At 50.5% G+C, this 14,565-nt stretch carries 17 protein-coding genes; 10 read left to right on the top strand and 7 right to left on the bottom strand.

Features of this window, described 5'->3' with window-relative positions:
- The first annotated feature begins 113 nt into the window (after positions 1–113).
- Positions 114–794: a hypothetical protein gene (locus tag WKR14_RS09650; RefSeq protein WP_339087678.1), complete on the top strand. Its 681-nt coding sequence runs from the start codon at positions 114–116 to the stop codon at positions 792–794.
- Positions 795–1,192: 398 nt separating this feature from the next.
- On the opposite strand, the gene WKR14_RS09645 is transcribed toward WKR14_RS09650, so the two are convergent.
- The 3 genes from WKR14_RS09645 to WKR14_RS09635 all read right to left on the bottom strand — a co-directional run bounded on the left by WKR14_RS09645 (position 1,193) and on the right by WKR14_RS09635 (position 3,303).
- Positions 1,193–1,402 carry a cold-shock protein gene (locus WKR14_RS09645; RefSeq protein WP_025009607.1) on the bottom strand — a complete coding sequence of 70 codons (210 nt, stop codon included), beginning with the start codon at positions 1,400–1,402 and terminating at the stop codon, positions 1,193–1,195.
- A gap of 254 nt (positions 1,403–1,656) precedes the next feature.
- Positions 1,657–2,460, bottom strand: a complete 804-nt coding sequence (rlmA, locus tag WKR14_RS09640; protein ID WP_101054367.1) for a 23S rRNA (guanine(745)-N(1))-methyltransferase — start codon at positions 2,458–2,460, stop codon at positions 1,657–1,659.
- A 42-nt stretch (positions 2,461–2,502) separates the two neighbouring features.
- Positions 2,503–3,303 (bottom strand): hypothetical protein, encoded by an 801-nt coding sequence (locus tag WKR14_RS09635; protein WP_339087677.1) that lies wholly within the window; start codon positions 3,301–3,303, stop codon positions 2,503–2,505.
- A 185-nt stretch (positions 3,304–3,488) separates the two neighbouring features.
- Between WKR14_RS09635 and sbcB the strand changes: the two genes are divergently transcribed.
- From sbcB to WKR14_RS09615, 4 genes are all read left to right on the top strand, one after another.
- Entirely contained in the window at positions 3,489–4,904 is a 1,416-nt protein-coding gene (gene sbcB, locus WKR14_RS09630) for an exodeoxyribonuclease I (protein ID WP_165565157.1), read from the top strand.
- Positions 4,905–4,993: 89 nt separating this feature from the next.
- A complete protein-coding gene (cdd, locus tag WKR14_RS09625) occupies positions 4,994–5,890 on the top strand; it encodes a cytidine deaminase (RefSeq protein WP_045283753.1) in 897 nt (298 codons plus the stop codon).
- A gap of 256 nt (positions 5,891–6,146) precedes the next feature.
- Positions 6,147–6,503 carry a glutaredoxin family protein gene (locus WKR14_RS09620; RefSeq protein ID WP_101054496.1) on the top strand — a complete coding sequence of 119 codons (357 nt, stop codon included), beginning with the start codon at positions 6,147–6,149 and terminating at the stop codon, positions 6,501–6,503.
- Positions 6,504–6,605: 102 nt separating this feature from the next.
- A complete protein-coding gene (locus WKR14_RS09615; protein WP_339087676.1) occupies positions 6,606–7,136 on the top strand; it encodes an RDD family protein in 531 nt (176 codons plus the stop codon).
- Between the two features lie 27 nt (positions 7,137–7,163).
- Here the strand turns inward: WKR14_RS09615 and WKR14_RS09610 are convergent, their stop codons facing one another.
- Entirely contained in the window at positions 7,164–7,856 is a 693-nt protein-coding gene (locus WKR14_RS09610; RefSeq protein WP_101054503.1) for an energy-coupling factor ABC transporter permease, read from the bottom strand.
- Between the two features lie 144 nt (positions 7,857–8,000).
- Between WKR14_RS09610 and WKR14_RS09605 the strand changes: the two genes are divergently transcribed.
- From WKR14_RS09605 to WKR14_RS09595, 3 genes are all read left to right on the top strand, one after another.
- Entirely contained in the window at positions 8,001–8,435 is a 435-nt protein-coding gene (locus tag WKR14_RS09605) for a hypothetical protein (protein ID WP_224866334.1), read from the top strand.
- 66 nt (positions 8,436–8,501) lie between these two features.
- Complete coding sequence (locus WKR14_RS09600; protein WP_101054509.1) at positions 8,502–8,858, top strand: hypothetical protein; 357 nt, start codon at positions 8,502–8,504, stop codon at positions 8,856–8,858.
- A gap of 125 nt (positions 8,859–8,983) precedes the next feature.
- A complete protein-coding gene (locus tag WKR14_RS09595; RefSeq protein WP_101054512.1) occupies positions 8,984–9,211 on the top strand; it encodes a DUF2986 domain-containing protein in 228 nt (75 codons plus the stop codon).
- 150 nt (positions 9,212–9,361) lie between these two features.
- Here the strand turns inward: WKR14_RS09595 and WKR14_RS09590 are convergent, their stop codons facing one another.
- Positions 9,362–10,798 (bottom strand): MATE family efflux transporter, encoded by a 1,437-nt coding sequence (locus tag WKR14_RS09590; RefSeq protein WP_339087744.1) that lies wholly within the window; start codon positions 10,796–10,798, stop codon positions 9,362–9,364.
- A 94-nt stretch (positions 10,799–10,892) separates the two neighbouring features.
- Positions 10,893–11,753 carry an ion transporter gene (locus tag WKR14_RS09585; RefSeq protein ID WP_101054519.1) on the bottom strand — a complete coding sequence of 287 codons (861 nt, stop codon included), beginning with the start codon at positions 11,751–11,753 and terminating at the stop codon, positions 10,893–10,895.
- A gap of 252 nt (positions 11,754–12,005) precedes the next feature.
- Here WKR14_RS09585 and WKR14_RS09580 point away from each other — a divergent pair, with 252 nt between their 5' ends.
- Together WKR14_RS09580 and WKR14_RS09575 are read left to right on the top strand one after the other, a co-directional pair.
- Positions 12,006–12,509, top strand: a complete 504-nt coding sequence (locus tag WKR14_RS09580; RefSeq protein WP_039035474.1) for a L,D-transpeptidase family protein — start codon at positions 12,006–12,008, stop codon at positions 12,507–12,509.
- A 14-nt stretch (positions 12,510–12,523) separates the two neighbouring features.
- The gene (locus tag WKR14_RS09575; RefSeq protein ID WP_339087675.1) at positions 12,524–13,090 is read left to right on the top strand and encodes a VOC family protein; all 567 of its coding nucleotides are present in this window, start codon (positions 12,524–12,526) and stop codon (positions 13,088–13,090) included.
- A 17-nt stretch (positions 13,091–13,107) separates the two neighbouring features.
- Here WKR14_RS09575 and WKR14_RS09570 read toward each other — a convergent pair whose 3' ends face one another.
- Entirely contained in the window at positions 13,108–14,508 is a 1,401-nt protein-coding gene (locus tag WKR14_RS09570) for a GGDEF domain-containing protein (RefSeq protein WP_234555764.1), read from the bottom strand.
- Positions 14,509–14,565 lie beyond the last annotated feature (57 nt).

Here is a 14,565-nt window from a genome sequence, read left to right as displayed (position 1 = left end):
GTGTGCCCTGTAGATACAAGGGCGCTATCGTTTTGGTTGCAATAACAAAGACGAGTTGCCTTGTTCACTTCTCTTGCTGAAGTTCACGACAAGTAAAAGGAATTATGAGTCAGATGACATCATCCAAATTATTGAACGATTACAAATGGTTCGATCGCACCTTTACCGGCAAATACGCTAATCTGGATTTAGGGAGCGAAATCACATTGCCCATCTCTTTGAGCTTTTTCGCTCTGCCCTGGAGAAAAGAGCTGCCGCTACTTTTGAGCCTAGTTCCCGTTATAATGCTGGCCACACTGCTGGCATCATTTATGGGAAAGGGTCATTTGCTGCTCCCTGCCTGCAGCGCCATCTGGTTTTTAATATATATCCAGGTACGTAAAAGCCGGATACTGACTCAGTTAGGCGTGAAAAGCAGTGCCAAAGACGAGCGGCAGATAAGGATAAACCAAACCCATATTTTCCTGCCTCAATATCTCACAGGAACAACAATCGCTATTGCCAAAGAGGATATCGCAAGTCTGGTGTTCCACTGGGTGGACTATCATGACAGTCATCAGCTTGAGCGAAAACGAGCTCACGCCGCGAAAGTTAAGCAGAAAAACGGCCGTGAGTACCATCTCTCGGGTATGGCATATCCTTTAAGAAGCCTGCTTTACCTTGCTATCTTCTTTGGCTACCCAGTAACACTGCTCCAAGCTTCCCCTAAAGCAGAAGGCCTTATCCGTTTTGCCACCTTACTCGCAATCAGTGTGCTCACACTTAATGTTGTCATGCTTTTTGTCATCAGTTGAGTGAAATCCGGTACAGTTAACCAACGCCTTTTTAAAGCAATGACGCCCATAACGTACTCAAAGCAGATCTGATGCCAGGCTTTATCAAAATCATCAGCGATTGGAGCAGCAACAAATTATCGTCTGTGTCGACAACGAATCCAGCGTCTGCGTTGCTCTTGAGAAAAGAGTCACCTAAGAACTGAGTATCAAAGGTTTACAGCAATATAAGAATAGCGAAAGAGAGGGTGTCCCACAAAATTCATGCGGTTGACAATTCAGTGAAAGATATAACGGAAAATGTAAAGTTGAAGCGATTGCCTGCGGATATAAAAAAACCGCGCTTTCCTTACACTTCTTTTTGTAGTGTAGGCTCGCGCGGTTGATTACTATATCGCTCGGGTTACCCCGAAAAGCGATTAGCCGATAACAGAAACGTTTTCAGCTTGAGGACCTTTTTGGCCCTGAGTAACAGTGAAGGATACTTTCTGACCTTCGTCCAGAGTCTTGAAGCCGTCAGAGTTGATGGCGCGGAAGTGTACAAACACGTCTGGACCAGACTCTTGCTCGATGAAACCGAAACCTTTGTCAGAGTTGAACCACTTAACTACACCAGTTACTTGTGACATGATATAAATCCTGTAAATAAAACTATCTTTTAAGCCTTAACGGCGGTGGAGCTGAAAATGCCGGTATTACTTATGTTTACAGGACGAACTGGTCGTATTGAAGACATAAAAATAAGCCCAACTTTCAAGCTAAGAAGACTATAAATCATTCTGTAGATAAGTCAACAAACTTAATTGACCCTCTTGAGGTTTTTTTTACTTAAATTTCTAGGATTTGCCGTAACAAGTTGAAACCTATCTTATAGTTCTAGCTCTTATGTATTACGTTGGTAAATTTGAATGTGGAAATCCAGTTCACAACTCAAACCTTCTGCCTGCAATCTGTGCTTTTGTTCAGCGCTGAGCTTCCAGGCGTAGGGAGTCATTTCCAGAAAATCATTGCAAACCTGTCCGGCCGGCAGAACCAGCGGCCACTGCAGTCTCTCATCATGCAGCAAGCTAAAACCTGGTAGCTCTGCCTTGGTCAGCTCATGCTCTCTTGGCTCACTATAGATGATCTCTTTTAACTGAAAGTGATGTCTTGGGCCTGGGGATACACAAATGAAAATGCCGCCGGGCTTACACACCCGTGCCAATTCCTGATCTTTTGATGGTGCATAAATACGCAACATAAGATCAAAGGTTGCATCGGCAAAAGGCATGTCGTAGGCGCTGGCTACACAAAAGCGCATCTGTGGATGTGCCTTGGCGGCGTAGCGAATCGCAGTTCTGGAAATATCCAAACCATAGAGTTCGCCACCAATGGCTTGTTGCAAACGTTGGCTGTAGTAGCCCTCACCGCAACCCAGATCCAAAATATCGGGTTGTGTCTTACCATATTCCAACGCCAGTTCGTTAACCCTGTTGCTGAGAGCCTGATAATAGCCGGCATTTAAAAAACTGCGCCTGGCCTGCATCATCTGCTTGTTGTCACCGGGATCACGAGAGTTTTTCTTCTGTACAGGCAACAAGTTGACATAACCTTCTTTGGCTTTATCAAAGCTGTGGTTTTGGCTACAACGCCATTGTTTTCCATCCTGTACCAACTCGCTGCGGCACAGGGGACAAATATAAGACATGTATTACTTCCATCAGAATTGGGTCTAAGTGCCCAGGTGATTTTACTCTTCGTCGGTCAACTGCCTGACCATGACATTGAGCTCAGGTGATGACAACTGCTCATAACACTCCAGCATACGCCTGAGCTTTTCTTCAGCAATATCTTGGTTGGCACTCAAACGGTAACTTGGACGTTCAGGTGACTGATTATAACATCGCAGCAGCCATTGGCGTTTCTGCGCCAGACCGGTAAGCAGATGCCATACTTCATTGAGCAGGCCTTCGGGTAACTCAGTTCCCAGCGCTTGCTGGTAAGCTTCCAGCCGGATCCTTGCCCTGGTGACTTCATTGAGCTGTAGCGCCAGTTTTTCACTGCTGGCCTGATAATCTTGAGGTTCAGCTAAAGCGGCCTTGGCGAGAATGATCTCTCTTGCCTCCTGGGACAAACGTAAATCTTGTTCCAAAGGCAGTAGTTCGAATCTACTGGTTTGCAACAAACAGAGAAATGTCTGTCCTGGCCAAAAATCGACACATATTCCTTGCCTCAGAGCAGCAATACAACTTGAAGTACTGGTCCCAACTTCACAGTAGAGTCTAAAGCCCTGACCTGCGGTGCGCGACACTCCACCCTTCCTGACGGATTCCAAAGGCAGCAATTGTTTGGTCAGAAAAGGTTGCAGCCTCAAAATAAACTGCCCCAGCGAAGCTTTGTCTTCTCCTTCAAGCATTACCCACTCAAGCAGTGGCGAACGCAAAGCCTCCGACAACACAAAATCACTGACACTCTCCGGCAAGCTGAGGCACAACCTGGTCGGCATAGAAAGATTGACTATGGTGGGCGAACTGAAAAACTGACTATGCATCTGCATCCCTTAGGGTCATCCGAACCTCTTTGTCGTCCCTGTCGGCAGGCACATATTGTACCCAGAGGCCATCGATTCACCAAGGGCGGCTTTTAACCGAAATACCAGCGATAATGCCGGCAAAATCCCATTCCCGGAAAAAAATGTTAAGATAAGCTTTTGTCTGAAGAGCAAAAGTCATCAGTATGAGTCAAGCCCAACCTCAGCCTTCCATATTTTGGCATGATTATGAAACATTCGGCGCCAATCCGGCGAAAGACAGGCCGGCGCAGTTTGCCGGGATACGTACCGACCTGGAGCTGAACATCATTGGTGAGCCCGAGACCTTTTACTGCCAGATAGCCAGCGATTACCTGCCCTCACCCGAGGCGATTCTCATCACAGGGATCACCCCACAACTGGCCAATGGCAAAGGGCTGCCGGAAACCGAATTTATGGGGCGGATCAATGCCCTGTTCAGCCAAGCCAATACCTGCGTCGCCGGCTACAACTCGCTGCGATTTGATGATGAGGTCAGCCGGTATGGTTTTTACCGAAACTTTATCGATCCCTATGCCAGAGAATGGCAGCAAGGCAATTCCCGCTGGGATATTATCGATCTGGTTCGGGCCTGCTATGCCCTGCGCCCGGACGGGATCAACTGGCCAACCAAAGAGGATGGCTCTCCCAGTTTTAAGCTCGAACATCTGACCCAGGCCAACGGACTCGGCCATGAAAAGGCTCACGATGCCATGTCAGATGTATATGCCACCATAGCCTTGGCCAAACTGATCAAAGAGAAACAACCAAGACTGTTTGACTACTATTTCAAACTCAGACGCAAGCAGGCAGTCTCAGAGCAAATCGATGTACTCAATATGCAACCTTTGGTGCATATCAGCTCCAAAATCCCGGCGACTCAGGGCTGTGCCACTCTCATAGCCCCTGTGGCCCATCATCCGGAGAACAAGAATGCCATTGTCTGCGTTAACCTGCATATGGATATCAGTCCGCTGATTGAATTGGATGTAGACAGCATTCGCGAGCGGCTCTATACGCCAAGAAGCGAATTGGCAGAAGATGAATTACCCATACCTGTCAAACAGGTGCATATCAATAAGTGCCCCTTTATTGCCACCGCCAAGACACTGACCGATGAAGCCGCCAAGCGGATTGGATTTGACAAGGCCTTTGCCCGCGAGCAATACAAGCGCCTGCGCCAGCATCCGCAGATCCGCTCCAAGCTGGCAAGCCTGTTTGATACCCCAAGGGACAACCAAAGTACAGATCCGGATCTTATGCTCTACAGCGGAGGATTCTTCTCTCCCGCGGATAAGGCCAAGATGGAGATGATCCGCCATACCGCCCCCGATAACCTGGCGGCGCTGGATCTCAGCTTTGACGACCCCAGACTCAAGGAGATGCTGTTTCGTTATCGTGCCCGCAACTATCCTTCGACACTTACGGACAAAGAAACACTGCGCTGGCATGAATTCTGCCAGCAAAGGCTCAACGATCCGGATTATGTCATTCGCTTGGAAAATCTGTTGGAAGAAACTGCCGAAAATGAAAGTCACCAGCGACTTCTCAAGGCTCTGGTGCAATACTTACAGGCGCTTTAACGGAATTTTGCGAAGCCAGTCCCGTTTCCACTGTAACTTCCTGACTAAACTGGATAACCATTAGCTTAACATTTAACAAGGAATGGCCAATGCAAGACAGATTTGTAAACAGCCTGAACCAGTTGCCCAAAGCACTTGCCGAGCAATTGGTGCCACTGCTCAACGATGAGTTCGCCGGTCATCTGGATGCACAGCAGCTGAGTGAGTTGGCCAAGGCCAGCGGCCTTGGTGATGATGAGTTACTGCTGGCGCTCTTGCCTATTGCTGCGGCACTGGCCAATCCGCCAATCAGTGAGTTCTATGTCGGCGCCATCGCCAAAGGCAAGAGCGGTGATATCTATATGGGTGCCAATATCGAACTGCCGGGTGAAGCCTTGTGCCACTCGGTTCACGCCGAGCAAAGCGCCATCAGTCATGCCTGGCTGAGCGGTGAAAGCCAGGTAGTCGATATCATAGTCAACGAGAGTCCCTGCGGCCACTGCCGTCAGTTTATGAATGAGTTAGTGGCCGGGCAAGAGATCCGTATTCACCTGCCCAAACAGCCTACAGCGCCTTTGAGTCATTACCTGCCCTACGCCTTTGGCCCCAAAGATCTCAATGTCACTACGCCTTTGCTAAGTAAACAACAGGTAAACCTGGCGCTTGAGAGCTCCGATCCTATGGTGATTGAGGCGCTGGATCACGCCAGCCTCAGCTATGCCCCGTACAGCAAGAGTCATTGTGCGGTAGTACTGGAAACGGCTGATGGCGCCACCTTCTGTGGCCGTTACGCCGAAAACGCTGCCTTTAACCCCTCTATGATGCCGATGCAGATGGCACTGTCGACTCTGCTGCGCCATAACCGCAGCTTCAGCGAAATAAAACGGGCGCTGCTACTGGAATCGGCCGATGGCAAAATCTCACTGGTGGGAGCCAGCATGGACGCCCTGCACGCAGTGGCGCCTGTAGAGTTGGAACATATAGTGGTTAGCCCCGAGCCCAACTGATACTTGGCTCACAATCCCCCAAAAGAGCAGTGTTGACTGTTCTTTTGGCGGGGCTGAAAAAGAAACCGAGATTCAACAGGCACTGAATCAAGGAACTGATAACTATTTTTTATCGCTACGCCTTATGATCTCAGTTTTTATCTTCCCCCAAGATAAGCTTTAAATCCTCATCATCCCGACATGCTGAGTCCGAGCTTGAGTTTCGCTGCCACTGAGTTAAACTGCCTGCCGTTTCAAGCTTATATAGAGGATACTTATGTTTGTTATTCGTTGGATCCTGGGACGGATCATTTTGCTGCTCAATTTTGTTTTCTCCCCCAAGAGTATTAAACGTCAACCCGAACAGCAGGCGGATATCGATGAACAATGTCGTACCCTAAGCCTGTATCAATATCCGGCCTGCCCTTTTTGTGTCAAGGTAAGGCGCGCCATGAAGCGACACGGCTTGAATATTACGACTCTGGATGCCAAACAAGAGCCACACAGAAGTGAACTGCAAAACCGAGGCGGTACCATGAAAGTTCCTTGTTTGAAAATTGAGCAAGCCGGCGAAGTCACATGGATGTATGAGTCCAACGACATCATAGCTTATCTTAATCAGCGTTTCGGTTAACAAACCTCGACCTACCGGTACCAAAGGTAGGTCATGCTTGTTGCAGCTGTTATTCCTGTGTATTGTCCTCAAGTAGATAACTGCTAATCAGGGACTGAGAGAATGACAGCTGAACCCACCCCACGGAGTATCGAGCCAGATTTGGCTCATCACGAACAATCCCCTGACGCCAAAGCGCCGGCACAGACATCAATTCCAGAATCCAGCAATCCCATTTACGTCGGGTTTTGGGAGCGGCTTGCAGCAACCCTGCTGGACTCTCTCATGCTGATGTGCATCACAGTGCCACTGACCCTATATGTCTATGGTATCGACCCTATCATGACGGGCAATACCTTGATTAAAGGACCACTTGATCTGCTGATCAATTACCTATTGCCTGTAGTTCTGGTCATCTTATTTTGGCGTTATAAGTCGGCGACTCCGGGGAAAATGGCCTTAAGAGCCATCATAGTCGATGCCGACACTTTACAAAAACCATCAAGCGCCAGCCTGATAATACGTTACCTGGGTTATATTCCCTCAACTCTGCTATTTGGCCTGGGTTATATCTGGGTGGCCTTCGATCCCCGTAAACAAAGCTGGCATGACAAACTGGCGGGTACCCTAGTGATCCGCGCCCCCAAGGATTAGAAACGCTCAATAAGGGAAGAATGCAGGCTATCTTTGGCGCCAGAGATAGACCCGGTCCGAGTAATCGTAGAGCCACTCGGGCCGATAAACCACCAACAGCGTCACTGCCATGCCGTTAAGCAAGGCTTCAGGGAACCCCAGCAGCGGAATAAGCAGCAGATAGTTATCCACCAGATAAGCTGCGCCGTAATCCATATCAAACCATAGATAAACGGCCCATGCCAGGATATGACTCACCACAGAAAGACCTGCATTAAAAAAACCTGCTACGAAAATAAAAACGAATAAATGCTTGGGTAATTTATGATAGCTCAAACTGTGTACTGTCAATGCCAACAGTAGTGGCAGACAAACACCAAACAACATCATGGGCCCCAACATCCAAGGCTGGTGACAGACAAACAGGCAAAAGAAACTCACCGGCAGCAGCATCAATACGGACGCCAAACGCCAGCCAAATATCAGCATCAGGGTCACTAAGGCCAGAAAATGTACATAAATACCTTCGGTTACACTGGCATTGAGCAGCCAAAGGCCATTAACAGCCAAGGTGCAAAACAACGCTCGCCATTGCAAGCTCTTGTCAGCCAGCAGTTGCTGCCAGTCCCATTGAGGCCAAATCCAGGCAAACCAACCTATGAGCACAAGCAAATAGAAGATATCAGCCAGATCCGGCTGCCACTGGATTTGATCCCAAAGAGGTTGAAGATACTCGAACATAATTGACCATCCAGTTATCAAACTAAAGGCGGTAAACGACGACGTTATGCTAACTTATCACGCAGTTAATGCAATTATGCTTATTCTGCAGTAAGTTAACGGTATTTGTATCTCAAAAAATAATAAGGATAACTGCCCCTGCTTATGCGCACGCTTTTTCTGTCATTACTGCCCCTACTGCTTTGTAGCTGCAGCTCAAAACCCAACATAGATCCGGCCGATTTTGCCGGTGCCATCAAAGACAGTTTCCAGACAGATATCAAAACTGATGGCTTGAAACTCTTCACCTATAAGGCGCGCTTGGTTGCGCCAGGAATAGACCGCAATGACAAGGACGGTGTCCCCGCTCCCCGTACGGCAAAGGAGATGCGCCAACAACTGGCTATCAGAGAAGCCCGGCTTGCCGTCTTTGAACAACAGCTGGTTCTTGGACTCAACAATACCCTCAAGATGAATCAGTACTGCCAAGAGGGCTTCTACGAACTCAGCCGCGTGCTTCATTCCAGTTGGGGAGAAATCCGCGGTGAATGCCACGATGGCGCCAGTGAAATGGACAGGATCCGCTTCAACAACAAGTAATTTTTTTGAATATGAGCTTCAAATTTGCTAGTTTTGCCGCAGTTTACTGCTTTAGGTGTATTTGAGATGGAACCCACTGGAATTATTCAGGAGATAGAAGAGCCGATTAGCCGCAGCAGGGTAAATCGTCAGTTGTTGTTGGCCACCAGCCTATCGGCACTGGTTGCTATGGCGTTATTGCTGTTTGGCGATCAATATGCTCACCTTTGGCAGGATCAAAGTGCACTGCAACTCAGTCTGTTTCGCCCTGGTTTTTTATTATTGATAGTCTCGGGGTTAATAGTAATCCCCACTAGTGTGATAGAGCTTATCAAGGCCGCCAAAACGCCGGATAGGCCACTGATGTTGGATATGGCGCTGCTCAGTATAGGAGTCGCGGTTTCCATGAGCTATATCGGTGTCTTTATGACCCTGTTCCTCTAAGAAAATCCCTTTCGCCACAGTATCAACACCTGCGCCGAAGCAGGTTGAGCTTGTTGCCCGGCCGCGGGCAGGCTAAAATGCCAGCCCTTTGCCCATCCCAAGTGGGAAGTACCAGGAAATTTTGCATGAACAAGCGACAAAAACTGACCAAAAAACTGGCCAAGCGTGCCAAAGCCCGGGAAAACAAGAAAGAGATCCCCAATTCAGGTCCCGCCAAACAGGGTTACATATCCAAGGCTGAGCGCGCCAAAATCGCTGCCGCCGAGCAGGCAGAAAACAATACAGTTGAGCAGCCAGGTAACGGCGCAGCTGAAAACGCTACTGCCGCGACTTGCCAATCTGACGCCCAATAAAGCGTAGCCAAGTCCTTCCTCAGGAAATACTTCTTGCAAAGGGCTTGGGCCAATCACTACGAACCACACCTTGCACCCAGGCCTGTAAGTCGACGCCGACCACAGATAAGACTTGTTCGCCCCTTAGTAGCACCTGAGCAGTTCCCGCCATTAAGGCCTCTCCCGCTGGGGCGAGGTAGCCTGGGCACTGGCTATCGGCTCCAACTCTTCGGTCATCTGCCCCATCTGGGTACAGGAAGACGACAATGGACTGCTGGAGGCCATGGAGAGTTCCTCCTCATCAAGCCTGTCGGCCTCAAGACCTTGCTGGCGGCCATTGGCGGCCACTCTGGCTACCAAGCGATAGGCGGTGATCACCGCCAATACACCAAAGAGCACTGAACCCAGTGCCTGACCAATCAAGACCCCATATACCCCACCTAGCTCGGCTCCCAGATAAACAAATGGCAGCGTCCCGATAGTGGCCTTGCCCACATTGAAGGCGGTTGAATACTTGGCTTTACCCAGATTGTTGAATGAGGCGTTGGCTACAAACAGCGCGCCGTTGAACAGGAAAAACAGCGCCATATACTGGCAGAAGAAACGTACCAGCTCGGCAGAATCCCCGCGCATGTCGAATGCCAATACCAAAGGTTCGCGCAGCAGCCACAGCAACAATGACATCCCAAGCACATAGGCGATACAGAATTGCAGCGCCCTTGTCAGGCATTCGCTGAGCCTGTCATAGGCCCTGGCGCCATAATTCTGCCCTATGATGGGCCCTATGGCGCCGGAAAGCGCAAAGATCATTCCAAAAGCCACAGGGGTCAAACGCCCAACGACGGCCCAACCTGCCACAAAGCTGTCACCAAAGTCGGCAATCGCCCGGGTCACTACCGCATTGCCTATAGGGGTGGCCACATTGGTCAGCATGGCCGGCCCGGCGATGGCAAAAATGGCGCGTAGATCGCCGCGAAAGCTCGCAAATTCGAAACGGCTCCAAAGGCCGTGTTTGATAAACACCCCTCTTGCCGCGATCAGCAGCACACTGAGGCGCGCCAATACCGAGGCGGTAGCCGCGCCTTCTATGCCCATGGCAAACAAGAAAATAAAAATGGGGTCAAATACGGCATTGACCGCGCCGCCTGCCAGGGTCGATAGCATGGAGAGCCTGGCATCACCCACGGCGCGCAGGGCACTGCCAAGTGCCATCGCCAAACAGATGACCGGCAGCGAAGGCACCAGAATATACAGATAATCGGCGGCCAGCTCGGCGGTATGTCCCCTGGCGCCCACCAGCGCCAGCAGTTCAGGGATCAGAGCCGTCACCACTATCGCCATCAGACTGGATACCAGCAGAGTTACCATGGCGGCATTCAGCAGCAAGCGCTTGGCCCCTTCTGTGTCTCTGGCACCTACGGCGCGGGACACCAGTGCCCCCAGCGCAATCGACAGGCCGATACCTATGGAAGTGGTAAAGAAAGAGATAGTACCGGCATAGCCCACGGCCGCCGCCAATTCCAGCTCTCCCAGCATGCTGAGGAAGAAAATATCCAGCAGATCCACCACAAACAGTGCCGAGATCCCAACGGCCGCAGTAGAGCTCATCACCAAAATGTGGCGCAGTATATTGCCTTCAACAAACTTAGCCTGAGTGACGGCTTGAGTGGCTGCCTTAGCAGATGATTGGTTGTTTGACACCCTAGTCCTTGTTTTCTTCCGGAGGTGGCTCCAGTTCACTGCCACAACGGTTACAGTAGAGAGCATGGTGATCATGCCCGGTTTTCAAGCAGTTGGCGCAGCGGCGCAGATCGCGGTTACGGCCCATCTCCTGGGAGATTTCGGCGGTGAGGATCCCTGTGGGGATGGCGATTATCGAGTAACCCAAGAGCATGGTAAACGCCGCTATCGCCTGGCCGAGTTCTGTCTTGGGAGTGATATCACCGTACCCTACTGTGGTAATGGTCACTATGGTCCAATAGACAGACTTGGGGATCGAGCTGAAGCCGTTGTCCGGGCCTTCGACCACATACATGATGGCGCTGAGCACCATAATGATAAGACTCACAGAGAAAAAGAAGATGAACACCTTGCGACTCGACTGCAGCATCGCCTTGAGCAGCAGATTCCCCTCACTCAAGTATCTGAGCAACTTGAGTACCCGAAAAACTCTGAACAACCGCAGAATACGGATCACCAGGGTAAAATTGGCCCCGGGGAAGAACAGCGCCAGATAACTGGGCAGGATACTGAGCAGATCCACTACGCCATAAAAACTGCGGGCATAACTCAAACGATTGCTGGAACAATAGAGCCGCAGCAGATATTCCAGAGTGAATACCAAGGTAAAGGTCCATTCCAGTGCCAGGATGATATGTCCGAAACGGGCATGGATATCGGCCACTGTATCGAGAAAAACCAAAGCAACACTGAGAATAATGCAGATGATCAAGCCGATATCAAACCAGCGGCCAGCGGGTGTTTCTGTACCAAAGATGATGATCCTGAGCTTACGCTTGAGCTCCGGCTCCGGCGGCGTATCTGTCACCTTATGTTGATTCATGCGCTAAGCTTCCCTTACTTTCCAACCAAACGGCACCTCAATCTTTACCCTTTCGGGTATTATGCATTCGAGTCTCTTGACGCCGCGCCCAAAAGGCAGGGGCGTAAGTCTGCCACGCATTGGCGAGTGTGCCAAATATTCTCTGGCTGACGCTCTGCGACTCTCGGCAACAATCTTGTTCAAGGGCTTCAAGAGCGCCCCCTTTATCAGTTATTATCCCGTCAAAATAACCATAATCAGAGCCAAGTGGTCATGGGCCCATCGTTTCGTCATATAGTTTATGCAATATTTCTGCTGGCGTTTGCCCAGTTATACAGCCCCTTTGCCTCGGCACAGGTGGATTTGGTGCTGGTCAACAAGTCAGATTCACGTCTGAGCCTGATTAAGGCCGGTAAAGTCATCAAGGAATATCGCATCGCCTTGGGGGATATGCCCAAGGGCCACAAATATCAGGAAGGCGATCAACGCACTCCCGAGGGGCGCTATCTGCTGGACTACAAAAAGGCCGACAGCGCCTTTTACCGCTCAATTCACATCTCCTACCCCAATGACGAGGACAGACTCAGGGCCAAGGCGCTTGGGGTTAGCCCTGGCGGCCAAATCATGATCCACGGCCAAAATCCCCGCTCTGGATTAACTCCGGAAGAGGCGCAGCAGTTTAACTGGACCAACGGCTGTATTGCCCTCACCAATAAAGAGATGGATGAACTCTGGCAATTGATTGAGCCGGGCACGCCAATAGAAATTTGGCCCTGAAACAGGAATCAAATATGCAAAACCTTCAATCTCTGTCGCAGTTGTTGGCAGACTGGCAAGCCTTTGCCGACAAAATCATGCCCCTGATTAAGCGTCTCGGACTCGAGCGTTTAGGCGAGTGCGATCACGCCGCGCTTAGGGTCAACTCTGTCGCCGCGGCAGAAAAGCTCAAGGCCGAGTTTGCTCAATGTGGTGAAATTATCTCAGAAAATATCATCAACGGCCGCCCTATTCTGATCATACGATTGCAGCAGCCTCTGCTATTGGGTCAATGGCAAATTCCCTGTGTCGAGCTGCCATTCCCCGGCGATAAACACTATCCCGAAGAGGGATGGGAACATCTGGAGCTGGTTTTGCCCCGTGGCGCCCAAAGCTGTGATGAACTGGCTGAGCAACTGCGTACTCTCTGCCCCCCGACCCAAGCCACACTCGATGGCGACACGGATATTAAACTCAAGGCCAGCAGCCCCAAAGGCGAAGCCGAACGCTTGGCCAACCCGACGTTGGCGTTCAAGGCTGGCGGTGTCTGCGTCAAGGTGCACCCTCACAGCATTCAGGCCATCATCGCCAGCGAGCAGTAAGCGGCTCTGATGCCGCTTTACCCTTGAACGACCCGGTTGCGCCCTTCTGCCTTGGCAACATAAAGAAAATGATCGGCTTTATCCTGCAGATCTTTACCCGAGCGGCAACCTGCAGGACCGGACACCAGGCCGACGCTGATACTGAGGCGGATAGGTTGGCCGCTGTCATCATGGAAATCTTCATCGGCCACTCTGGCCCGCAGCCGATCCATCAGATTAACAGCCTGAGCCGGCGCGCAATTTGGCAGCAAGATAGCAAACTCCTCACCACCAATTCGCGCAATGGCATCCGATTGGCGACACTGGGCCTGCATCAAACCGGCCAGTTGCTTCAATACTTTGTCGCCGGTGGCATGACCAAAGCTGTCGTTGATTAACTTGAAATGATCCAGGTCCAAAAGCGCCAGGCTGTAGTCTTCACGATTGAGCCTGGCCTGCTTATCCACCAGCTCCAATTGCGGCTCGAATCCACGGCGATTGAGTAACCCTGTCAGCGGATCGCGAAAGGCTACCTGCTGCCAGGCATCCCTGTGCTGCTCAGATAGGCGCAACTGGCGGTTTTGCAGGGCAATCCCCAGTAAAACCAAAGCATTGGCAAAACAAAACGCAGCCAGCTCCGCCGTTTCTGCCGAATACAATCCGGCATCGAAAGGCCCCAGCCCCTTGGCACTTACATAAATAACCACAGCAAAGCTCCCACTGCTGAGACTGCAGGTGAGCAGGAAACTGCCCTCAAATGCCTGCATCACCAACACAGGCAGCAGTAAATACAAGACCCAGGGTTGATTGCCAAATGCCAAAGTAAAAATAACGACTAAAGCCAGAATTGACAGAAGATATGCCCGGATCTGCCGTTGATTGATAAAAAACCGCTCCGACCAGCCCAGATACACCTGATAAACCAAGACAATCCCCAGAGAATCGGCCAAAAATAGCATCACAGCCATCGTAGGCCAGTAACTCTGGTCGATATAACCGCCCCAAACAAGATTTAGTGCCAGCAAAATACTGGACAGCGCCACAGGGATAACACAAACATAGAAACCAAAGAGCAATAACTCCCTGGCTCTTTGCAGCCCCATGGGCAGGGTCCAACGTAACATTCGGGCGGCCAATAGCGGCATCAGGGCATCAATTGCAGCGGATATCCAGGTGTGTAACTGTGCCTGCTGCAGATTGCTGTTATTGAGTCCGGGGAAATTGGCCAGGAAGGAGGCGATAACCAAAGGGATAATAGCCACGGCCCCAAAACGCAAGCACAGAATAAGCCCTATCCCCGAAGGCAACCATAGAAGGGTAATATTGCTCGGCTGCAATACCAGAGTGGCCATGCCCAGTCGGCCGCTGAGATAGCAGAGCAGCCCTCCAAGCAAAAGCAGTAGCCAATCGGCTCGCCCCCTACGTTTCAAATCAGTCACTTATTCTTCCGGCAATATTCATAAAAATGAGTATAGCCAAGCCGTTCTACCCCTGTA

Origin of the sequence: Shewanella chilikensis (assembly GCF_037953065.1) — a bacterium.
Lineage (GTDB): Bacteria > Pseudomonadota > Gammaproteobacteria > Enterobacterales > Shewanellaceae > Shewanella > Shewanella chilikensis.
Note: the sequence above shows the minus strand (reverse complement) of the source record. Positions and strands in the feature narration are given on the sequence as shown.